At 55.2% G+C, this 22,769-nt stretch carries 20 protein-coding genes and 2 pseudogenes; 8 read left to right on the top strand and 14 right to left on the bottom strand.

The features are described 5' to 3' along the window. Positions 1-59 precede the first annotated feature (59 nt). Entirely contained in the window at positions 60-1,196 is a 1,137-nt protein-coding gene (locus tag ACODNH_RS22890; RefSeq protein ID WP_306710832.1) for a Gfo/Idh/MocA family protein, read from the bottom strand. Positions 1,197-1,748: 552 nt separating this feature from the next. On the opposite strand from ACODNH_RS22890, the gene ACODNH_RS22885 reads away from it, so the two are divergent. Next, positions 1,749-1,895, top strand: coding sequence for a hypothetical protein (locus ACODNH_RS22885; RefSeq protein WP_306710834.1), 147 nt, complete (start codon positions 1,749-1,751; stop codon positions 1,893-1,895). 97 nt (positions 1,896-1,992) lie between these two features. On the opposite strand, the gene ACODNH_RS22880 is transcribed toward ACODNH_RS22885, so the two are convergent. The 7 genes and pseudogenes from ACODNH_RS22880 to ACODNH_RS22850 all read right to left on the bottom strand — a co-directional run. Further along, positions 1,993-2,799, bottom strand: a complete 807-nt coding sequence (locus tag ACODNH_RS22880) for a glycosyltransferase family 2 protein (RefSeq protein ID WP_306710836.1) — start codon at positions 2,797-2,799, stop codon at positions 1,993-1,995. A gap of 759 nt (positions 2,800-3,558) precedes the next feature. Then, a complete protein-coding gene (gene aglF / locus ACODNH_RS22875) occupies positions 3,559-4,311 on the bottom strand; it encodes a UTP--glucose-1-phosphate uridylyltransferase AglF (protein ID WP_434531773.1) in 753 nt (250 codons plus the stop codon). Between the two features lie 103 nt (positions 4,312-4,414). Then, positions 4,415-4,615, bottom strand: coding sequence for a hypothetical protein (locus ACODNH_RS22870; RefSeq protein WP_306710840.1), 201 nt, complete (start codon positions 4,613-4,615; stop codon positions 4,415-4,417). A 1,388-nt stretch (positions 4,616-6,003) separates the two neighbouring features. After that, positions 6,004-6,545: pseudogene (locus ACODNH_RS22865) on the bottom strand (DUF7344 domain-containing protein). Positions 6,546-7,376: 831 nt separating this feature from the next. Beyond that, positions 7,377-7,640, bottom strand: a complete 264-nt coding sequence (locus tag ACODNH_RS22860) for a HalOD1 output domain-containing protein (RefSeq protein ID WP_306710844.1) — start codon at positions 7,638-7,640, stop codon at positions 7,377-7,379. A gap of 70 nt (positions 7,641-7,710) precedes the next feature. Continuing rightward, positions 7,711-7,893 carry a helix-turn-helix domain-containing protein gene (locus ACODNH_RS22855; protein WP_434531772.1) on the bottom strand — a complete coding sequence of 61 codons (183 nt, stop codon included), beginning with the start codon at positions 7,891-7,893 and terminating at the stop codon, positions 7,711-7,713. Positions 7,894-7,991: 98 nt separating this feature from the next. Then, positions 7,992-10,874 (bottom strand): annotated as a pseudogene (locus ACODNH_RS22850) (GAF domain-containing protein); the annotation flags it as partial. 546 nt (positions 10,875-11,420) lie between these two features. On the opposite strand from ACODNH_RS22850, the gene rdfA reads away from it, so the two are divergent. From rdfA to ACODNH_RS22820, 6 genes are all read left to right on the top strand, one after another. Then, complete coding sequence (gene rdfA / locus ACODNH_RS22845; RefSeq protein WP_306710848.1) at positions 11,421-12,068, top strand: rod-determining factor RdfA; 648 nt, start codon at positions 11,421-11,423, stop codon at positions 12,066-12,068. Next, positions 12,065-13,855: an archaea-specific SMC-related protein gene (locus ACODNH_RS22840; protein ID WP_306710849.1), complete on the top strand. Its 1,791-nt coding sequence runs from the start codon at positions 12,065-12,067 to the stop codon at positions 13,853-13,855. Before rdfA ends, ACODNH_RS22840 begins: the two co-directional genes overlap by 4 nt. Positions 13,856-14,013: 158 nt before the next feature. Continuing rightward, positions 14,014-14,838, top strand: coding sequence for a hypothetical protein (locus ACODNH_RS22835; protein ID WP_306710851.1), 825 nt, complete (start codon positions 14,014-14,016; stop codon positions 14,836-14,838). A gap of 412 nt (positions 14,839-15,250) precedes the next feature. Next, complete coding sequence (nadE, locus tag ACODNH_RS22830) at positions 15,251-16,099, top strand: NAD(+) synthase (RefSeq protein WP_434531771.1); 849 nt, start codon at positions 15,251-15,253, stop codon at positions 16,097-16,099. A 133-nt stretch (positions 16,100-16,232) separates the two neighbouring features. Continuing rightward, entirely contained in the window at positions 16,233-16,430 is a 198-nt protein-coding gene (locus ACODNH_RS22825) for a 30S ribosomal protein S17 (protein ID WP_306710855.1), read from the top strand. 119 nt (positions 16,431-16,549) lie between these two features. Continuing rightward, positions 16,550-17,884 carry a 5'-deoxyadenosine deaminase gene (locus ACODNH_RS22820; protein ID WP_306710857.1) on the top strand — a complete coding sequence of 445 codons (1,335 nt, stop codon included), beginning with the start codon at positions 16,550-16,552 and terminating at the stop codon, positions 17,882-17,884. Positions 17,885-17,910: 26 nt separating this feature from the next. On the opposite strand, the gene phnE is transcribed toward ACODNH_RS22820, so the two are convergent. The 6 genes from phnE to yqeC form a co-directional block, all read right to left on the bottom strand. Further along, complete coding sequence (gene phnE, locus ACODNH_RS22815) at positions 17,911-18,789, bottom strand: phosphonate ABC transporter, permease protein PhnE (RefSeq protein WP_306710859.1); 879 nt, start codon at positions 18,787-18,789, stop codon at positions 17,911-17,913. After that, entirely contained in the window at positions 18,782-19,603 is an 822-nt protein-coding gene (locus ACODNH_RS22810; RefSeq protein ID WP_306710861.1) for a phosphonate ABC transporter ATP-binding protein, read from the bottom strand. Before ACODNH_RS22810 ends, phnE begins: the two co-directional genes overlap by 8 nt. Continuing rightward, positions 19,600-20,475 (bottom strand): phosphate/phosphite/phosphonate ABC transporter substrate-binding protein, encoded by an 876-nt coding sequence (gene phnD, locus ACODNH_RS22805; RefSeq protein ID WP_306710864.1) that lies wholly within the window; start codon positions 20,473-20,475, stop codon positions 19,600-19,602. Before phnD ends, ACODNH_RS22810 begins: the two co-directional genes overlap by 4 nt. Positions 20,476-20,564: 89 nt before the next feature. Then, positions 20,565-20,945, bottom strand: coding sequence for a Rid family detoxifying hydrolase (locus ACODNH_RS22800; RefSeq protein ID WP_306710866.1), 381 nt, complete (start codon positions 20,943-20,945; stop codon positions 20,565-20,567). Positions 20,946-20,977: 32 nt separating this feature from the next. Beyond that, positions 20,978-21,595 (bottom strand): nucleotidyltransferase family protein, encoded by a 618-nt coding sequence (locus tag ACODNH_RS22795; protein ID WP_306710869.1) that lies wholly within the window; start codon positions 21,593-21,595, stop codon positions 20,978-20,980. A gap of 46 nt (positions 21,596-21,641) precedes the next feature. Beyond that, complete coding sequence (gene yqeC, locus ACODNH_RS22790) at positions 21,642-22,424, bottom strand: selenium cofactor biosynthesis protein YqeC (RefSeq protein ID WP_306710872.1); 783 nt, start codon at positions 22,422-22,424, stop codon at positions 21,642-21,644. Positions 22,425-22,518: 94 nt separating this feature from the next. Between yqeC and ACODNH_RS22785 the strand changes: the two genes are divergently transcribed. Further along, positions 22,519-22,767, top strand: coding sequence for a sulfurtransferase TusA family protein (locus tag ACODNH_RS22785; RefSeq protein WP_306710874.1), 249 nt, complete (start codon positions 22,519-22,521; stop codon positions 22,765-22,767). Positions 22,768-22,769: the final 2 nt, after the last annotated feature.

Below are 22,769 nucleotides of genomic sequence, written 5' to 3'. Positions count from 1 at the left end.
CCTATGAGGGGGTATCCTGACGGACCCTCTCAGTGTGCAACTGTTCGAGTGCACTAGATTTACTGATTGTCAGCTGTGAGCACTTGTCCGCTTTCGACCATTGATTCCAGCGGGTTGTCGTCAATCTCCAGCGGGAAATCGACTCGCCCGCACCGCCGAGCCGACTCCCAGCATCCGAATATAAGTTCCGTTGCCTGCAGTGCGTTGTCAGCTGAAAGTTCAGGTTCACGGCCTGTGGCAAGTGCGTCGACGGTGTCCGCTATGGCACGGTCGATATAGCTTTCGGGTCTCGCGTTTTCTACAGTGGCTCCCGGTATTCGAGCGCTGATCTTCTGTTTTGCAGCGTCGAATATTGTTTCGTTGGGACCATGTACGTCCTCTCCACCGGTATCGATCGTCGTCCAGCTTTTACCAGCTCGGACTCGTAGCGGAACCTCACCACCGATTTCTATCGTTCCGTCTGAGCCCAGTAACCGCATATGACAGTCGACAATGCCACCGTCGCCTGTCGATGCAAGTCCGTCGACTCCGTTCGTGTACCGCCATTGCGCGATGGCTTGGTTCTCGTTGTGGGCCCCAAACTGCACGTTTTCCTCGCTGTATTCGATCCCAGCCATCACCCATTTCGACATCGCCTGATCGGTGAAGTACCCACAGAGGTCAAACAGGTGCGACCCGTAATCAAATAGATTTTTCCCACCGAGTTCAATTCGCTCTAACGAGCCTATCTTTCCGTTTTCAAGCAGCGACTTTGCTTTCCGGAACGGCTTTCCGAACCGCCGTTGATGATTGAATGTGAGTTGGATGCCGGCCCGCTTACAGGCCGATGCCATTTTTTGGCAGTCCTCCCATCTCGTTGCCATCGGCTTTTCGCAGTGGATGGCGTCCATCACTCCGCTCTCCGCACACGTCATCACGACAGGTGCGTGGATATGGGGCGGAACACAGACACTGACAATGTCGGGCTTGACAGCATTGAGCATTTTCTCAGTGTCCGTGTAGACGTTTCCATCTGGGAGATTCCATCGTTCGCCGAAGTTTTTCGCGTTCTCTGGGACGACGTCAGCACAGGCGGTGAGTTCACACGAATCCAGCCGTTCGTACGCGCCTGCGTGTCTGTATGCCATTGCGAACCCGTCGGTATCCGGGTCATCCGGATCTTCACCAGTCCCAATGACTGCGACAGTGTAAGTCATCGATGGAAGGTGGGTTAGTAGCCTCAATAGTAGTAACCTCGTACTGATTTACCCAGACAGTCCCCACCGACTGCCTGCTTTCTCACTACCATCGTGACAATATATATGAACTTCTGGCCGGTTCTATCTGAGAAGGGAGTAAGCGCCATCTCGTGTCGTTTTAGATCACGAACAGCGTGTTATATGACTCTTAACTACCCCAAACTTGGTGAATTCCAATGAGGACAACCGGTTCTCCAACTAATTGGTCGTTCACCCGTGGACGAATCACAGTCACTCTGTGAGTGAACATACGAAGCCAGCCAAGCCGGCTACAGTCTAGTTTTGGGATCCCTCCATATCGGTAGTAGTTGGCCTTGTGTCCAAATCACAAAGTGGTCAATAGGGGGATATACTGTAGCGTGATTGACGGTATGGCCTGTTTACTAAAACGGTCTCCGTCGTTGGATTCTCGATAACGATGGACCAAAATCGTCGCCGACAAAGCGTAGCTACGGTACCGAGGGAGACTATCTCACTGTACTGATGTCTTCAGATGAAGAGACTAAGACTGTGGAGTCGGAGCAGGCGACCCGGCGGACCATTCTGACCCTCGTTGCGACTGGACTCTCGTTTGGTGCTGCAGTGCTAATGAAGCGGGAGATGTTGTATCGTGGGTACGGTGAAGATGGGTATGGTGAACAGGGCTTCGGCGAATAACTAGTACTGAATTTCTTCCAATTTTCTCTAATGAACGAGTTGAGACCAGAAGCAACTATCTGTCTAAACTCTCAACATCGAAGATCCCAGAGTAACGTTATCTCGACAGCTCTGCAGATTGGGAGGTCCGATCAATATCCGGCACCTCGCCTTTGTCTCCGTCGTGGTGGGTCTGATCGAGGACTCCTCGAAGACGTCCGACCGTCTTTGCAACAGTACTACCCGCTTCTATCACGGTAGCTACTGGCGTTATTCTGACGTAATTCAGCGGGTCAAGTACCTCACAGAAAATATTCTTGAGTTGATCCGCTTGCGAGATGTTACACTTTGACCAGTAGTACGGACTCTTCGTTTCGAGTTTATACTGTTTTTTCCAGTAGTCAGTAATGGATGATGCATATGGATGGTCGACAATGAGTTCGGGATCGTACCGAATGTCAAACTCGCTTCTGACTCGCCTGGCGAGTTCTTTTTCTTCGTGCCCCCACCCCATTTCTTCGTCCCACCCACCGACGGCCTCGAAAACGTCCCTGTGAACGCCCATATTACACCCCCAGAAATGTTTGACGTAGCAAGCATCGTCTCCCCAGTCGTAATGCGTGGTGAAATGTCGAGCAAACACGTCATCTGCAGGGTGGATAGTTCGACCGGCGTATGCCGCCTCTGTTTCAAGGACCTCGTTGGCTTTTTGAAGATACCCCGGTCGGGTTCGGGAATCGTCATCTAGAAACACGATTTTGTCGCTTGAGGCCCGTCTGATTCCCTCATTTCGTGCTCTGGTCACTGGGCTTTCGTCACACACGATAACCTCAAAGTCATCGAATGCCTGATCTTTGAGGCACTGTATCGCTTCAATCTCATCTCGCGTTTTCAATGTCGCGATGACAACACTAACCGATACCATGAAATTCCTTCTATAAGGTTGCTCTCGCTTTCAAGATATTAGTATAGCCCCCCTGTCATTATTAGGCAAGCCATTCACTTGCCCGGCCTACGCCGGCATGGTTGCAATGACTGCCTGGACCCATGACACAACCCCGTAAATAAAGACCACAAACCCGCCCATGGAAATCCAGCGTAGTCGCCTGTGATTTTTTGGCCGGACACCATCTGGTTTACTGAGTTCGACCGCAAAGAGAAAGCCCGCGTAGCTGAGCAGGTAATACAATAACGGATTCCAACGACCAATAAATATCATCCCCCCAGCGTCGTCGATAGCCAGACGACAAAAACTCCCACAAACTGTCGGGCCCATCCAGCGCACATAGACAAGTCAATACACGCCTTCCTGTTTTGTTATGCTACTACTAGAGTGCTATTGGGCGGTAATTTTGCTTGTGACAGTCGCTGTATCGGCAATTGCCGGCGCAAAATGTTCCAACTGGGCGCCCCGTCGATGTGCCACAGGAACATTGTTGCTGATAAGAGTAGACTCCGTAAACAATGAATCAAATAGCACTGGGATTCATCGACTCCCGGCCACCAAACAAAGCAGTTGATTGGAGATAACAGGGCAAAAACCGGTACATGCGGCATGGCACAAATGTGACTCTCCCGTATACTCACCATGTGGCAGGGGAATAGGAACCAATGCTGAAAGCGCGATATAGCTAGTTGACCGGAACTTCTGGAGCACATCAACTATCGTCTGTATTGGCCGGATCTATTGAGGGATGTTCCCGCCGTCAGAAGTTAGTGTGGCCGTTTCTCCTGAAAGACGTTGCTCTGCAGCATCCCTGTCTTCAGGATACCCAACGTCGATACGCCACCCGTTGAGACGAACAGCGTCGATTGTTCTTCCACTGTCCATCAGTAAATCAATAGCATCGCTGAGTTCGTACTCGCCGCGATCAGAGGGCTGGACGAGGCTACAAGCTTTGAATATTGCCGGCGAAAACGTATAAAAGCCGGTCATGACCAGATTAGACGGAGGGTTGTCCGGCTTCTCTACTACATCGGTTATTTCACCGTATTTATTGGTCACGCAAACGCCATATCTAGACGCTTCCTTTTCTGGAACTTCCTCTACCAGAAACGCACAGTCGACCCGTTGTTCCCGTTGACGTTGCACAACTGTGCTGAGGTTTCCTCGAAATACATTGTCTCCCAGCATCAACATGAAATCATCCTCAATTTCCGGTTCGGCCTGTAGCAAGGCGTGCGCTAGCCCAGCAGGTTCCTCCTGGTGGACGTACGTTATTGGGACACCATCGTACGAGTTACCGTAATGATCAATAATCTGCTTTTGACGGTATCCGACGGCGATAACAAACTCGTCTGCATCAAGTGAAACGAGCTCGTCAAGGCAGTGGGTTAGAAGCGGTTTTCCATCTACTTGAACTAACGCTTTCGGGAGGTCATCAGTCAATGGCTGAAGTCGTGTTCCCTTCCCGGCTGCGAGAACTACTGCTTTCATCACTCACACGCTTCTCCAGATGACACATTGTAATGCCGCTACTAATGCTACTCAGTTATCGGTGGATGAGCCACATATTCTTTCGGCTAGTAACGTTGTTCAGCTATCGGCGCAGATCTACAAGTGAATCTGAGTGAATAACAATGAACTCTTCTTCACCGAGCTGCGACTCATGCTCCGGTAAAAATATCAACTGTGAATCAGTCGATGATTTGACGACGGTGAGTTCCTCCATTTCGTAGCCCAGGTCAGATTCCCAGTCTGGGTCTGTTGCTACGTCTTCCCACTCCTCTGAGGTCATCATTCAGCCGCCACTCCATTCAACCATCTTGATCTTGACAAACTTAGCCACTTGTGTGTAAACCACGAATTCTGGCCCTGCCCTAATCCCAGATTAAGACAATGTTTAAACTTCCTCTCTGCTGCGCTGACATCGAGCATATCTCGGAAAGGAGTAATTACTGTATTAAAGATTGCGTCCCTATATCGCATATTTATATACCATTTGCAAAGCAGTTACTTACCAACTTTTCTTGCAATCTCGGACCTAACAAAGCCCCTGAAAACAGACTAATCTCTGATAGTAGGATAAAATTACCCTGCTATTCGATAGGACGCCACTGGACAATGACACTACTTTGCGACGTACCCGAGCCAATGAACGCTGAGCGCAGCAACGGGATTCACCATCGATCAGGGTGAAGAACATCTCCGAGTCCACCCAAATCAATACCACTGTTGTATCTGCGGATCCTAATCTGTAATTCTACACGTCTCGCCTAGCCGTGACCGTGGCTCCGAAGCTCCAAACCGACACTCTTTCTCAAATGGTGCTACCACGTATCTTAGTCCTACCCAACATCTGAATAATTTGGTTAGCTACCGCTGCTCTACGTCCGTCTGGAGTGGTAAGCTTCGCCATGCCGAAATAACACGACTATAACAATACCCCCCTGCGCGTAAGACAGTGATGGAGAGGGCAGTTACCCGACACCCACAACACCGGCCCAATCCTTACCACCCCCCTCAGGGACGCTCGTGCCCTGTATAGTCGCTGTCGACTCGGATCGCTCTCTCCATTTGCAGTGAGCCGGAGCGGCTTCGGTCACACCGTCCTTTCCGGCTCATTCTGGCCTTGACTTTTTAGCTATGACGAGTGGACTCTAATCTTTCCCAAGACTTCGCCGATTCTCTTGACCAACTGTTGAGATACTACCGAAAATTTCTCGAATTAGATGGAGCTATCAGAAAGCTACTGATGTCTGGTAGGCACAGTACAACTACACATCAGATATAATGAACGTGAAACTGATATTATAATCTTATTCAGACCCCTGATGAGCACTCTCATAGCTAATTTTTGGGTGGTACCTATTGTAGTCGAGAACTTCAGAGCGCTTTATAATACAAACTCGCAAGCTCGACACAAGTATACTTCAGGACATGGATAACTGGCAAGTGCTAGAAGAAGCCGACTACCTCAAAATATGAACTCAATTACTAAACTATAACAGTTTCACGTAGCGGTGTATGCCGGAACATATCTCCGACAGCGAAATGGAACGGATTTCGGAATTCGCGAGCACTCCGATGTACAAGCGGTCGCCCGACCAGTTACTGCCGGACGGTGCGGCCGACGACGAAGAATAACACACCCTTGGGGGGTATTTTTCAGTTAGCATACGGTTCCACTCACGGCTCACCGATATCAAAGGACTTGTCGTTCTTCCCCGTCGTCTGGAGACCGCGTGAGCAATAGAAAGCACGAGAAACGAACTCATGACGACTAATCCGATAACTAATGGACTAATCGCACCAAGCGGAGGCACACCGACGATTGCTGCTATGAGTAAAACGGCGTTCAACAGGGCCACGGCGCCATAGTACTGATACCATTTTGACTCGTCATCGCCATTACTGATGAATGGTTCAACTTCCGGAGCATCCTCTCGAAGAGCTATCTCACCCGTGTCAGCGTCATAAGTTATCAGTCCTGCCTCTTGAAGCTTCGGAGCATGGGTCTGATACAGCGAGACATACACCCGCTTTCGCGCCTGCGAGGAGAGTTCTTCGACGGTTGTATCGTTTTCCCACGCAGCCAACTCCTCAGCTAGATCGGTTAGCTGGACTGGCTCCAGCTGCTGGCGTAGATAGTAAAGTGTATATCGACGCCTGGAACTGCTGAGGATATCGAACATTTGGTCTCGTGAGAGCTCTGGTTCTTCCTCTACCATCGGTGCACTCATGACCTCGGTTGCTGCTTTGGTTGGTGGTCAGGCCGCGAGAGCGACATATATACACGAAACCCGGGGTACCGTTTTGTTACACCCCCGTTACCTTCTAATTCCTGAGTAAGAAATAGCTACTTGTATGACGTACTGGGCTCTTGTCCTTCCCTGATGGGCCACAGTCGGTATATAATCTCTGAGTTTGCGATGGGAAGTGTTCTTGGTGTTATACCAACAAATAACAGCAACTGAGAATAAATAAAAATTGATATACGGGTGAAACCGCAGTACGCTGAGTTATTATTTGATCTTGGACAAGTCGCTGTATCACACTACTACGCTCCGGATCTCCTTCTATTAGCATATCTGCAAAGATTAGTGCTACGCGGTCGAACCCTAACGCGAATAGGCGGGAACTACGTAGTATCCTATTAATAATATATTGTGGTTATGCGGTATGCCCCTGTCACTTGATTATTAGATCGCTGAGTAGTAATTCAGTGAGACCAGTCTAAAAGGTAGCCGCGGCTGCGATAGCAATCCCAGAAATAGTATGTCCCATTCTCTGTGAACAGTTGGCCTTTTTGCAACTCTACTGATAACGCACGAATGTCGCATAGCTGTTATCCACGCTGAAATACCTGGCTTACCTCAGCCATAGAGGATATATCGCCAACCGTCGAGGTAAGAGCCTGACACCCCAAGTCTACTCACAAAATTCGGGCATCCCCTCTGCGGCTACTGTATTGCCCTTCCAGATCGTCTCCCCAGCATACTCTTTTACCGGGGCTGGTTATTAACCACTCACTTAAGAACTAGTAGAGGATTGTCAGCCGGTTACGTGGGCGTGATCTCGATCGTCTCGCTGTCTCGAATGCGAACGGTGTATCCACTGTATGTGAAACTGATTTGAATGTCGTCGTTGGACTGCCCTGCGACAAGCGTGTCGAGAGCATCTGGGTCAATTTGATTATACAACGGCGGGAGTTTGGTTTCCGTTACTGATTCTTTCGCCGCTATAGCGGTAACAATTGCTTCGCTCGGTGATTCGTACTGGTTTGCCCAAAAGACAGTTTCTGTCTCATTCCATTCCAGACTCATTGTTCTTTGTATGAATCTACTCCCGTATCAGGATATACTCTATCAGACTAGCAAACTCAGACGACGGGCGCTATCTATCTAGATGCTGTGTCGTTCTCCCTTCGCCAAACAATTGCTCAAGTAGTTTTCGAACAGCTACCCGAAGGTGGTGGCTGAACGTCGGTTGTGATATATCGAGTGTATCAGCAATCTCCTGTCCGGTCTTGTCCCTGGGAGATTGGTAGAATCCGCTATAAAAGGCTGCGAGCAGCACCTCAAACTGCCGGGGGTTAGCTGTGCTGTCAGTTCTGCGTAGAACGACTCACGGGTTTGGACACCACGTTCCCGTTTGTGACGACTGATGAGTTCGATGTCCGGACACGAACGCCGTAATTCAGCTATGAGTTGGCGAATATCGACGGTCTGTGGGACCTCAATCTGGATCTCCAGTGTCTTCCCGTCAGACTGGATTAACTGCGGGGCCCCTCCTTGTTCGGCGACTGTCAGTGCGAGTTGTGTACCTGATACTGTCGCTTCGAACAAACTCGTGTCCTCTGTGTCGGTTAAACACTCTAATCGCTCAATGCGAGGGAGGGTGTCCAAGCACGCCTGCAGGTCTTCTGTGGGGGCATCAGTGCTGAAAAACACGATACAGCTGTCATCTCCCTGTGGGACGATCCCCTCGAACGTGATTTCTGTATCGACGACCCCCGCGATCCGATGAAGGATATCGTCGGATTCGGTTGCTTCCAGTTGAAGCTCAACAGCTCGATCTGCCACGAGCCCCTGCTTCGTCTCAATGCTGTTAATGGCGTATCCAACCGTTTCACTCACCTCTTCGAGTACTGACTGTGTCGGCAGATCGAAAACGTTCGGCGATTTCGCGTACACAGTCAGGATTCCGTAGGAGAGCTGCTGATAGCTGAGTGGAATGCTGACGACTGACTGGAACCCCCGTTCCAATAGCCGCCGTTGCCATCCTTTCCCTCTGAGCCCGTCCGCGATGTTGTTGTTCAGTGTCTGCTCGTTCGTCCGGGCTGTCTGGACTGCTGGTGGAGGCGGTGTCTCATTTGAGGGCGTGCGGGATTCTTCCAGAAAGCCACGGTCGGTTCCCGCCCACGTCCGTGGCGTGACTCGGTCGGTATCGGATTCGTACTCACCGATCCAGGCAAACGAACAGATATCGGACGCGACCAACTGGTCACACACTGCCTGCTCTATTTCTGAGCGACTGTCTGCTCTGAGCACTCGCTCGTGAATCTTCTGACTCAGCTCTGTCAACCGATTCATCTGCTCGAGCTGCACCGTCTGCTGCTCTAGGTCGCGCTGCCTGTCCTCAAGTTCAGTCTCGTAGTTCAGCCTATCGAACGCTGTTCGAATTGTCGCCCCAAGGAGTTCGGTAATTCGACGGGTCTGAGTATCGAACTCGCCGCCGATTGTATCGCCCGCTCGAAGTACCCCATGGTCGCCCAGCGGGACAAACACGGCTTTTCGGTCAGTTGCCGTGTCCTCATCCGCTTCCGAGGCCGTGTTCTCGTCGAAAATTATAGTTTCCTCGGTAAAGAAGGCCGAACTCACGAAGCTATCACCGTCTGCTGGGATAGCTTGGTGTTCCTCAGTCTCCGTGGCCGAAAGCGGGCGAAAAGTGTTCGTCTCGCTGTCGAACGCGTACAGCACAACCTCAGGGAGACCGATGATATCGCGGGTCCGTGATACCACAATTTGGGCGGCTTCCTCCTCTGAAGTAACACCCAAGAGATCTGTTGCCGTTTCGTACAACTGTGTAAAGCCCATTTCAGCTCGCTGTGTCTGTAGTTCGTTTCCGATCCACTTGCTCAGCAGATCCACGAGCGTTACGTCCCAGTCTGAAAACCCGGTCCCGCTCGTCTCGGACCCGTAGAAACAGAGCGTCCCGTAGATACTCCCACCCACAGTGAGTGGCGTTCCGAGATACCGATCGACTTCGTCATCCCATATATGATCTCGGCCACTGTCACCGCATTCGGCATCAACATCAGTCATCACGACCGTTTCCCCGTTTGCGATAGCTTTCGCGCAGGGGGTTTCCGACAACGGAATCGTTCCGCCTGAAAAAATCGTTTCCTCAGGTGTCTGGAGCACTTCGAAATCGTATTCCACCCCGTTGACATGAGAAAGTGTCGCATACTCGGTTCCAAGCACGCTGCGGCCGACTTGCATGAGATCCGCTATCTGTTCTTGTAGCGCCCCATCCCGTGCTGTGAACACTTCTGTCATCGTCCGCAGGACTTCCTCCCGCATTTCGAGTTCGGCACGCGTTGCGGTTGAATGGAGCCCATCGGCGACAATCTCAGCAAGCTCTGTCAGCACTGTCTGCTCCGCCTCGTCAAACGCGAAGGGTGTGTCCGCGTATATCGAAATCACACTCTGTACTGATCCCGTGTACTGGATTGGGAGAACGATCATTGACCGGAACCCATACTCCGATGCGAGTTCCTGCCATGGTTGAACAGATGTTCCAGTCCGGATATCCGACGCTACCTGTTGTTCCCCGGTTTCGATTGCATGGCCAAATGGCCCGTCATCGAACACTGAGCGGCCATAGCGGGAGAGCATCGCTTCCACGTATTCGAGTGCGTCGCCACCGCCAGCGGTGGGAACGACATCGCCTGACTCGTTTTTCTCGCCGATCCAGGCAAACTGGTAGGCATCCGACCTGGTCAGAATGTCACAGACAGCCGCTTTGATCTCATCGGCTGTTGACGCCCTCAGTACCTGGCGATTTATTTCTCGGAACAGGGAATTAATCCGCGATAACCGTGCTGTTTCTCGCCGGAACCGGTATGATTCGACTGCGTTCTCGATCCTGTTTGTGAGTACTGCGTACTGTTCCGGCCCGCCACCTTTGACGAAGTAGTCAGTGACGCCAGCCGAAACCGCTTCGCTGGCGAGCTTCTCGCTCCCTTGGCCCGTTAACAGGATGAACGGGAGATCTCCGTTCGACTGTCGCACTGTTTCTACGAATTCAATCCCGTCAGCTTCGGGCATCTCGTAGTCACTGACGATACAGTCGATCGACTCGGAATCGAAGTAGCTAAGCGCATCATCGACGCTTGCGGCCTCAATCACCTCGATCCGGTCATTTTCGTGTTCCAGCAGTTCCGCTGTCGTCTGCCGGAACTCTCCGTAGTCATCGACCAACAGCACCCTGATTTTCGAGGCTGCCGTTTCACTGTCCGTTGGCGCCGGTCCAGTCTCACCGGCCAACTTCCGCATACTACACTACTTATACGACAGTCCGTATAAACGTTTGACTTAGTTGCAACGCCGCCATTGTTCTGCCTCCGGTCATAACCGTTTTTCTCGAGGAAACCGGCCCCCTCTAAATCAGTAAGTAACTTCTATTTTTACTAGTATACGGATACTACGTCCTCCGAAGGACTAATTCTTTTTGACCATACTTATTGGAATATATTATATTATAATAATCCTATATTTTGAATGGCCTTCGTCCGTAGACTATTATACAGTTATCAACTGCCTTAAAAACCGCTCCTAAAGGAGCTGACTGACATCTGCATTTAGTTCAGGTACTATTGGGTGTATAATAGGGTGGCCGAAATACCAGATAATAGTGGTAATACATTTATTAGCACATGGATGATAGCAATTTCTATTTGCGACCAAATTTTTCCCACCCCTATTTCTCCATAGCTGAGACACACACTAAGGGTGTGCATTTTATCCCAGTCTGGGATCATGTCCACTGCGCGTACACCGGCCGTCAAAAACTATTACTGAGTAGACTGAGATAACTCAACAATGGTTGCTGACTCCAGTTGTAAAGTAGACGCGGTTATCGACAAGTACGGGTTGGCGTCGGCGGACCCCGTCTACGATTCCCTTGACGATGGCCTGCTCGCACGCTGGACGGGCGCTGATGACCGAACCGAAATGGGGTATCGGTCGTTGACAGCGTGGTTCAACAAACGACTACTTAAACAGGTGTATACTGAACACGGTCGCGAATCCCTTGATACCCGTATAGACAGTGACTACGAGACATTGCGTGGTGATGCTGACTTACAACGGGACGAACTCATCGAGCGGCTGCAGGCTACAGGTATTCCCGGTGCGTCGCTCCACGATGATATGGTCTCGTGGGGGACGATGCGAACGCATCTCAACGACTGTCTGGACGGTGAAAAAGAGCCACGGAAGGCGACAACTAACTGGGAGCGCGAAAGCGTGGCAACGGCCAAAACGGTTGTCGAACAGAAGGCCGAAACGGCACTGTCATCGCTCGCGAAGAAAGGCGATATCGACGGCGGTGACACAGCGGAGATCGAGGCCCAGATACAACTCGGATGCCCGGACTGTCCGACCCGTGTTCCGTTCGATGTCGCACTCGAGCGTGGGTACGTCTGTAAGCAACATCGGAGTGCGAATCTATCAGCACACAACACATGACGTGGAACATCGATATCGAACGAATCGCGGGTATACTTGACGGGTCGGCAACGATAGAGCAGGGAGTAAACGTCGTCCGCGGCTCAAACTGGCAGGGGAAATCGAGCTTTATCGAATCAATCAAAACGGCTCTTGGCACCTCGACAGAATTGACGGAAGGAGCAGAAAGCGGTACAGTACATCTGGAAACACCAACAGGCGCCTACGACGTGACGCTCACCCGTGAGAACGGCACCGTGGTCAGACATGGTGAGCCGTATCTTAATGACGAGTACGACGTGATTCGCGTTGAACTGTTCGCGTGTTTGGACGAGCGGAACGAAGTCCGTCGTGCCGTCCGGGCAGGAGAAAACCTTGAGGACGTGCTGTTGCGGCCGCTTGACTTCCAGAACATCGACGCACAGATCGAGACGTTACAGCGAGAGCGCGAACAGGTTGAAACTGAACTCACGCAGGCGCGTGAAGCGAAAAAGCGGATCCCCAGCGTGCAAGAGAAAGTGACACGGCTGGAAGACGAGATCGAAGACCTGCGGACCAAACGTGAGACAATCGACGGTGAGGCAGGAGGCGACGACAGTTCGGGGTCGGCCCGCCGCCAACTCAGCCAAGCACGGACCGAACAGAATCAGGCGCAAAACCGCGTCGAACGACTTAAGCAGAGCATCGAGCGGACGGAACAGCGTCTCTTGGAACGCCAAGACGCTCTCGATGCTCTCAAAATCCCGGAGTACGATGATGTTGAAGGCAAACTCTCTGAGGCCCGGGAGAGGCTCTCACAAATAGAACGAGATGCCGAGGTACTCCAGTCCATCTACTCCGCCACCGAGATGGTACTCAGTGAAGACCGGCTGGACCTGCTTACCGAGGTGGAGCGTGATATTGACGGGGACACCGTCGCCTGTTGGACGTGCGGCAGTGAGACGACACGAGCGGACCTGGATGACCAACTGGACGCACTCGGGAGCGAACTTACGGCGCTCCGCGCTCAGAAGGAGACCTACCGAGATACTGTCGAGGAACTGGAAACACAGCGCGAGGAGATTAGCCAGACTCGCCAGCGAAAAGCCGATCTAGAGGAAGACATCGCTGAGTTGAAGACGACGCTAGCCGACCGCAGACAGAGCCTCGACGCAGCCAGAGACAGGCTCGAACAGGCCCAGGCGGACGTGGAGCGGCTTTCCGACCACGTTGATGCGGCCGTGGCGGAACTTTCGGATGTCGAAAGTGAGATCAAGTACCGCGAGGCCGAACTCGAAGACACCGCCGACGAACTGGCGCAACTCGAAACGAGAGCGGCCCGCGTCGACACGCTCGAAACCGATCTTGAATCCCTTCGTGACGACCTCGCGGAACTCCGGGGCCGGAAAGACCGGCTCAAGCGTGAGGCACGGGAAGCATTCGACACGGCGATGCAGGACATTCTTTCCCGATTCGGGACTGGGTTCGAAACGGCTCGACTCACCGCTGACTTCGATATTGTGGTCGCTCGCGACGGCCAGGAAGCGAGCTTAGATGCCCTTAGCGAGGGGGAGCTCGAACTCATCGGCTTTGTGGCAGCGCTGGCCGGCCGCCAGTCGTTCGATGTTGGCGACGCTGTCCCGCTCTTGCTCGTTGACGGCCTTGGCGGCCTTGACGACGACAATCTCCACACGCTTATTGAGTATCTACAACAAGGAACGGAGTATCTGGTATTCACTGCGTACCCGGAATACACTGCGTTTGACGGACGCGATATCGACCCGACCCAGTGGACTGTTGCGAACGAGAAACAGGCCTCGGCCGACTAACACTCCCTCAAGTCGGAGTGTCCGCACCACCGATGCCGATGGCTTGCTTGACTGCATACCTCTGTTGTCCAAGAATGGAACACATTCTCTAAGAGTATTTTCAATTTTAGGATAATTATACAAAAATACTATTAGTAGTAGGGCTGTTCTACAATCAGATGGCGACCATTCGGGTAAAAGATTGGACGAAAAATAAATTGCGGAAAATACGAAACGCGGAGTCACACTCGTCATACGATTCGGTCATCAAAACACTGCTCAAAGACCGCAAACTCGCGAAGTACACCGACGACGCCTCCAGTACAGCGACAAGCGAGCTCGGACAGCCACAGGACGCCGACATCGACAAGGCGTTCGACGATTTGACTGTGCTGGCGGAACTAACTGGGAGCCACGACGATGTGTTGTTCCTGTGGTGTCCGAACTGTGGGAACGAACTCGTCCATCTCACGGTCGAGCAACCGCTTGGCCTCTCCGTGTTTGAGATGGAGTGTCAGCGATGTCTTACCCATCTCGACAGCCACGCCATCGTCGCTATTGAACTGCGGTATCCCATCGAACAGAAGATGATCGAGGGACAGCTTCAGGCGGACCTGAAATCCTGCCTGATAGACTATTGGGACCGGACACTTGAGACGGCAGCTGATGATACGCTCGAAATAGAGACTTCTGCCGACCGTCTCGTGTGGCAGTTCGACCAGTACCACAAGCAGTTCGCTTGGGACTGGCCGACTGACGTTCCGGCTGTCAGCGTTGTCCCCGGCGTCACGTATCGTAACACCGTGACTGACGAGCGAATCGAAGCCGTCGAAGCTGTCACCGAGAATCGGAATGCGATTGATTCGTACAAAATCAGACGTAGCACTGTAGACGGCGATGTCATCTTGGATAAGATAGACAGTAGTACGATTGTCGATTGGATTGTCAACCGTGAACTGGTTGTCACTGAGCGGTCCGTGGAAACGACCAAACCAGCAACATAAGCGACCCTGATGCCTCGTGCTTTAGTTCATTGCTGGTGCATGTGGCGTCCTTCGCAGAACGTGGTCTACTGGATGCCGGGTTGAGTGGCTGGGTACATTTTCGCCTCGAAGTGCCCCTTCTACCTCCGTGATAAATCTAACGAGTGTACAATATTCTGAGTATTGTGGTGTGATCTGTCGGTTATGGGCCGTAGATTCTTTTGGTTTGATTTATAGAGTCGCCTATAATGTGAGATGGCTCGAGATAATATATAAGGTGTATTGAGGCTACTGAAGACACCCATGACGTTTGTCGACAACAGTTATACGACATCAGTGACCTACTTTCCAGTATGATTAGGCTGGTTGGATGCACGCGCTTCGCTAGTTGCATCTCCGAGCATGTCCAGAGTTGCAAGCGAGGGAGTGACCTGTGAGCAAAGCGACCCACCCTCACACGCTCAAACTCCCGCGTGAGGAACACGGATTGGCGACCTCAAAGGCAGCGACCAGACGGATACAGGGTATCCTTCCGGTGTTTCTGGAGAACAAGATCATGGAGGCGGAGGCCAATGGACTGGTCGTGCCGCTTGACGGCAGCATCGAATCGACAGTTGCGGCGGCGCTAGCCGTCGACGGTATTGGGGCCGACTACGTGACCGGACTGGTGATGCCGGTACAGCTAAGCGATGAAGGGCCTGCCCGGACGGCTGAAACCGTCGCGTCGCTGCTGGATATCGACTGTCACCGGCTCAACCTGCAGCCGGTACTGACGGCGTTCCAGCGGGTCGTCGGTGAAACAGGCGAGCCGACCGACGACCTCGTGGCGATGCAAAACGCCGGCGAACGCTTCCGGATGGCGTGTAAGTACTACGTCGCAAACACCAGAAACGAACTCGTTGTCGGGACAGTCTCCCGGACTGACCGGCTGCTGGGTTCCGTTGCGAAACACGGCGAGAACGGCGTTGACCTGTCGCTATTTGGCGACCTCTATCGAACTGAGATCGAGGTCCTTGCTGATGCGCTTGCGGTTCCATCGGACCTACTCGACCAGTCCTCACGTCCAATGGAGCACACTGGTGCAACTGATGCGGCGGAGCTGGGCATCGACCAGCAGGACCTCGACAGCATCCTCCACTTCGCGATTGATAGGGGCTGTTCCGCGTCGACAGTGGCCGACAAAGTCGGTGTTGGCGAATCTGTCGTTGAGCGAACGATTCAGTGGTGTGCCAGCACGCGGCACAAGCGACACACGCCACCAAAGCCCTCGATGGATAACTGACGTCCGTCCGTGGCGTATTTGGCCACCTAGGGTGACAAACCTCTCGAAATAGGGACGGCCAACAGTATGAGCCAAACGGTGGTCTTTCTGTGAGCAAAGCAGTTAACAGCTATACTCCGCGATTCTCACATCCATGCAGGCCGATCCCAAGGAGATAATCGACATCGGCGACAGGCTACTGTCGGAGTACCCTGAACTGTTTACTGAGCAGTACGAGACAAACACTCGTCTCGTTCAGCGACTTGCCAGCGTGGATTCGTTTCGGACCCAGACTCGCCTCACCAGATATATCACCCGTGAAAAACGGACACGGAACGGCTCGCAAAGCTGAAGCCATTGCGAAGCACACGCGCCACACGGAGTGCCACACGTCTGTGGCCGGATTGTCTGCACTCGGCGGCCATCCCGATATGAGGACCTTCTTTATGTAGAGACCGTCTTGCAGGACGTATGCTACTCACTGGGACTGTCGTTGCGGATTCTGAGACCGTCCTGCAGGACGGGGCGGTTGTCGTCTCCGGGGACCGTATCGAGGCCGTGGGTTCCCGGGCCGAACTCGAATCGCAGTACGCCGACCACGAACACCAGTCATACGACGTGCTGCTACCGGGACTTGTCGGCGGTCATATCCACTCCGTGCAGAGTCTTGGCCGCGGCATCGCCGACGATACGGAACTACTCGATTGGCTGTTCGACTACATTCTACCGATGGAAGCCTCTCTAACGGCCGAGGAGATGGAAGTCGCGGCGAAACTGGGCTATCTGGAAATGATCGAAAGCGGGACGACGACCTGCATCGACCACCTGTCGGTTGCTCACGCGGACCGCGCTTTTGAAGCGGCGGGTGAGATGGGCATCCGCGGCGTGCTCGGGAAAGTGCTGATGGACCAGCGCTCGCCGGACGGCCTGCTGGAGGACACACAGGCCGCATTGGACGAGTCTGAACGCCTCATTCAGCAATACCACGGTGCCTACAACGACCGGATTCGGTACGCCGTCACACCCCGTTTTGCCGTCTCGTGTAGTGAGGCCTGCCTCCGCGGGGTGCGCGAGCTCGTGGACAAATACGACGGTGTCCGCATCCACACCCACGCTAGTGAGAACCAGAGCGAAATCGAGACGGTGAAAGAAGACACTGGGATGCGCAACATCCACTGGCTCGACGAGGTAGGTCTCACCGGCGAGGACGTCGTTCTTGCGCACTGCGTCTGGACCGATGAGAGCGAGCGCGAAGTCCTCGCAGAGACAGGGACTCACGTCACACACTGCCCGTCCTCGAATATGAAACTTGCCAGCGGTATCGCACCGATCTGGGACTACCGCGACCGTGGTATCAACGTCGCAATCGGCAACGACGGACCGCCCTGTAACAACACGCTTGACGCCTTTACCGAGATGCGACAGGCGAGCCTCTTACAGAAGGTCGACCAGCTAGACCCGACGGTGACGCCGGCAGCCGAAATCTTCGAGATGGCGACGCGAAACGGTGCGAAAGCCGCTGGCTTCGAGGAACTCGGTGCGATCCGGGAGGGATGGCGCGCTGACATTGTCGGCCTCGATACGGACCTCACGCGGGCGACGCCACTGCACGACGTGCTTTCCCATCTGGTGTTTGCGGCCCACGGAGACGATGTCCGCTTCACGATGGTCGACGGGAACGTCCTCATGGAACAGGGTGAGGTAACCACTATCGACGCCGACGCCGTCCGCTCTCAGGCCTCGACGATGGGTCTTGAGATGGACCTCGAAGACGCGCGCAAGTCCGCACAGGAACAGAAGCCCTGAGAAGGCTGTTATCTCCCGTCTGACCGTCAGCCGAGCCGCGTCCGCAACTGAGAGCCGAGCCAGTCACTCGTGACGACCAGCGCAAACACGGCAAGGATGGCGGTCGAGAGTTTCCCGTACTGCAACCGCTGAATGGTGATGACGAGATAGTATCCGACGCCGCCCGCCCCCACGAACCCGAGGATGGCGGCCGACCGGATGGTACACTCCCAGCGGTACAGCGTGTACGAGGCGATTGTGGGTGTCACCTGGGGGACCATCCCGTGACAGACCGCCTGCAGGCGTGTCGCGCCACTTCCGGCAACTGCCTCGGTCGTCATCGGATCTGTGTCTTCGAGGAAATCGGCGTACAGTTTTCCCAAGACACCGGCGTTATGAACCGCAAGCGCGAGTACACCCGCAAACGGGCCGAGGCCGATAGCGGTAACGAACAGGAACCCCCAGACGATGCCGGGGACAGAGCGCAGAAAGCTGAGCACGGTTCGGCTGGCGTGATAGAGACCGCGTCCGACGGCGATACGGCCGGCTGAAGCGTTTCTGTATAGCGGGCCACGATGGGTGACAGTGGCGGCACTGGTCAGACCGAGTGGGACGGCGAGCGCGACGGCAAGCGTGGTTCCGACGACGCTGATAGCCAGGGTTTCGACGATAGCCCACAGCAGACCGTCCCGAAGGCTTCGTCCCAGCAGGTATTCACGGCCAGTCTCCGGTGGCACGCCCTCGGCAACGAACGCGGCCATCTGCTCACGAGCTCCGGTGGCGAACAGGGCCATCGGATCCACTTCGGCAATCCACGCCGCGGTCGCCAGGATGACACAGCCGCTGAGGAGTGTCGTGAGCTGGCGCTTCGACAGTCCGGAAGCAGCGTGCTGGGCGGCATCTGGACCGCTATATTTCTCAGACATACCGTGGAACCGGGGCGTCGCTCTCTTTCTCCGTTCGCGTCCGCTCGGCGTCGGTATCCGGTGTGGATGTGCCCGCTGCAAAGAGGGCATCCAGTTGGTCGTCGGTCACTGCCGATGCAGGCGTATCGAACCTGACTCGGCCGTCAGCCATGCCGACGATTCTGTCGAAGTGCTTCAGTGCTAGATCGACTTCGTGGAGGACGGTGACCAGCAGTTCTCCATCGAGGACAGCGTTGAGCACGTCGATAACGTTCCGACGGGAGCTGGGGTCGAGGTTCGCTGTCGGCTCGTCGGCCAACACGACCTCAGCATCCTGCATGAGGGCCCGTGCGAAGGCGACCCGCTGGCGTTCACCGGCACTCAACGACTTCACGGGGACATCGGCCCGGTCGACCAGCCCGACGGCATCGAGCCGTTCGAGGGCTGGCTCGGGATGCTTGGGCAGCAGTGGCTCGATGAAGCCACGGAGCCAGGACAGGGCTCCGAGGCGCCCAGTGAGGACGTTCGACAGTGCTGTCCGCCGGTCCACGAGCGTCTCCCCCTGATACGCAAGCGTCGCGGTCGAACCCGTACTGCTGCTCCCGTCGAAGCGCACTGTTCCAACATCAGGCTGCAACGCGCCGGCTGCCAGCCTGAGAAGCGTGGTCTTGCCGGCACCCGACGGACCGATGACGGCGACCCGTTCACCAGCATCCAGTTTGAGCGAGACATCTTGTACCGCAACTTTCCCGCCGAATCGCTTGGTGACACTGTCGAAAACAAGTCCTTGTCCTGATTGTTTCCCCTCTGGCCGCGCTGTGTGCTTGTTCCTCACCCGTCGCCTCCCTGTTCGATGCCAGCCATCTCGACAGCCGTTTCCAGCGAGGCGAACACGTCGTGGCTCACCCCGACGTACTGGTCGACGGCCTGCTGGTCGAGAATGTCCGTTCGCCCTTTCGAATCGAGAGTCGTGAACGCCCTCTGCACAGCGTCCGCTGTCGTTGCCTCCAGCGACGGGGCGACGGCCCACGGGTAGTCAGGGAAACCGGGGGTCCGCCAGAGCTCTTGCACCCCTTCAACAGCGTCCTCTGCGCGTAGTCTGTCGTAGATGCGGGCGTTCAGCGCCCCGACGACACCGCTCGTCCGGCCGACTGTTGCTGCCGTTGCGTCGTGGGCACCGACGTGTGTGACCTGTGCGAACGCGTCGGTGTGTAGGCTGTACTCCGTCTGAAGGTGGTACGTCGGCATCACGGTCCCGCTGGTCGAGAGTGGGTCGCCGAACACCAGTTCGATCTCGCTTGCGGTTTCGACTACATCTGCCATCTCTGTCAGGTCACTGTCTGACGGGGCGATGAACGCAGAGTGCCACTCCGTCTGTCCGTTCCGTGACCCGACGGCGACTGGCTTTGCGCCTGCTCGATGATGCGCCAGAATGTACGACACACCGCCGTAATAGGCGATGTCGACCTGCCCCGCAACCATCGCCTGTACCATACCGGCATAGTCAGCCGCTGTGCGTAGCTCGGTCTCGACGTCGAGTTCGGTCGCCAGATACGTCGCGAGTTCGGTGTTCTGTTCGATGGCGGTATCCGGGTCCACGTCGGGCACGACACCGACCGTCAGCGTCGCCGTCGCTGTCCTTCCGAGACAGCCCGACAGCGAGAGCGCTGCCGCTGTACCCAGGAATTCACGCCTCGTAGGTCGCATTACGCTGTGATGCGAGTCGCCGGGCTTGAAAGTTGTGTGCGCCACATCCCGGCTGTGTGGCCCACGACAGCAGTGCGCGTCTGTCGGCCTCAGTCGTTCGTTGCGATGGCTTCGATTTCGACTCCCACGCCCTTTGGCAGGTTTGCGACCTCGACTGCGCTCCGGGCCGGCGGCTCTTCGTCGAAAAAGCCGGCATACGTGTCGTTCATCGACTCGAAATCGTCGATGTCGTCCAGATAGACGGTCACCTTCAATACGTCACTCATCTCCAGCCCCTCGGCTGCCAGCACCGCTTCGACGTTCGATAGCGCCTGTTCCGCCTGCGTCGCTATCGGCTCGTCGTCTAGCAGGTCGCCGTCGGGCGTCATCGGAATCTGGCCCGCGGTGAACACGAGCGAGCCGTTTGTCGTCGCCTGGCTGTACGCGCCAACCGCATCGGGTGCATCGGCCGTGCTGATGGTCCGTTTCATCAGCCGAGTGTTCCACCATCAGTGTCTTAAATTTACAGGCTGTCGCGGCGCTCGGTGAACTCGGCGAGATCAGTATCGGTATCGATATCCCAGTGGACGCCGGGGTCCGAAACCTCGATGAACGCTGTCCGCTCGGTGGTATCGATGAGATCTCGACCGCCGCGGTCGCCGGAGACAGTGGCGAGCCCATCGAAATGGCAGTTGTCGAAAAGCACCGGATTACCCCGTCTCCCCTCGTGCTCGGGAACAACAACGGTTGCCGTTCCTGTACGGTACGCTTCAAGAAGCTCCTCGATGGTTTCGACGCGTACGAACGGCATATCGCCCAGCAAGAACAGGACGGCGTCCCAGCCGGCCGAACGGGCGAACTCGACACCGTGTCGAACTGACGTACTCTGGCCGGTCGCGTACTCGTCGTTATGCTGAACCGAGAGCGAGAGACCATCCAGCGCTGCAGCGACGGCCACTTTTTCATGGCCGAGGACGGCGACAGCGTCCGACAGCGATGACTTGCAGGCGGTTTCGGCCACCTGTCGGACGACTGCTTTCCCATCGATAGTCGCCAGCAGTTTGTTACCCGACTCGTATCGAGAACCCTGCCCAGCAGCGAGGATGACACCGCCGACTCTGGTCCGATGTTGACCGCTCATAATACCCCTCGTCTCGCAACACTACCGGCTGTGCCCCCGCAGTCAGTCATCGCTGCTCCTCCTCTTGCACATCCGCTGTTGAGACCACCTCACAGACATCCGACGCAAACGATGTGATGACGCCCCGAGAACACCGCTCTGTCTGTGAAAGCGCGTGGGTGAGCACATCCGTAGCGATACGCCGCTGTGGTTCGGTATCCGCCTTGTTGACTAGCGGTATCACAGACGCCTCGGCCGGCGCGTTTCGGAGGCCACCCTCCGGATGCGTGAGCACTATCCCGACAGCCGCCGCAGTAATCGTGTCGCCCACACGGAGGCCAGTGATATCAGCGACCCGCTCCGGTCGATGGACCACGTCCGTCGTCAGCGCTTCACCGACGGCGGCGACCGAGGCGACCGGGACGACGTGGGTCGCTGTACTCGGGACGACTGGCTCCCCGTCGCCAGGCGCTTTGAACTCCCGCTTGCGTGCCCCGTCAGCCTTGACGAGGAGCCAGTCGAACAGTCCGGCATCGGATAGCTGCTCCACCACACTCGCCTCGAACCCACGGACCTTCCGGTCGACTCGTGCTGGGTTGGGAACCCTCTCACGAGCAACGGCAACTGGCGGGTCGTGGGCTTCGAGATTGGCGCGCCAATCGTTCGGACCCGTGAGCGTCAGCGGCAGGTCAGGCGGCGGTGGCATCGCCGTCGTCGTCGTGTAACCCACGTCGTACCCCCTGTCGGTCCCTTCGACAGTCAACTGTCCCATCGCAGTTTTCTTCCCACCGGCCCCGACGAAGGCGACAGCGGCGCTGGAACCCAGGCCCAGCGCAGCAGCCAGATCCATACGCTCGCTCCGCGCAAGACACACAAATAGCTTACCGGCGCAACCACGTGTGGCGGCGGTAGCGTTTTTGTGATCTAATGGCACACGTACCGGTATGGCCCGCGTAGACGTTCGTGGTGAAATCTGTCCCCGGCCGGCACTCATTGTCCGGCGGGCGCTTGCAGACCTCGATACCGGCGAGACGCTCGTCGTGCGAGGCGATTACCCGCCGGCCGAAGAGAACCTCCGGCGGATGTGTACGACTCACGGTATCGACGTGACAACCGCGGAGACCGCTGGCGAGTCCGACGAGTTCGAACTCGAACTTCGGGTGACCGAGATGGCGTCGCTATCGGAGGCCTGAGT

The sequence above is a fragment of the Haloarcula sp. NS06 genome, from assembly GCF_051122755.1.
Lineage (GTDB): Archaea > Halobacteriota > Halobacteria > Halobacteriales > Haloarculaceae > Haloarcula.
The sequence above is the reverse complement of the archived record's forward strand: the minus strand, read 5'-3'. Positions and strand labels throughout refer to the sequence as shown.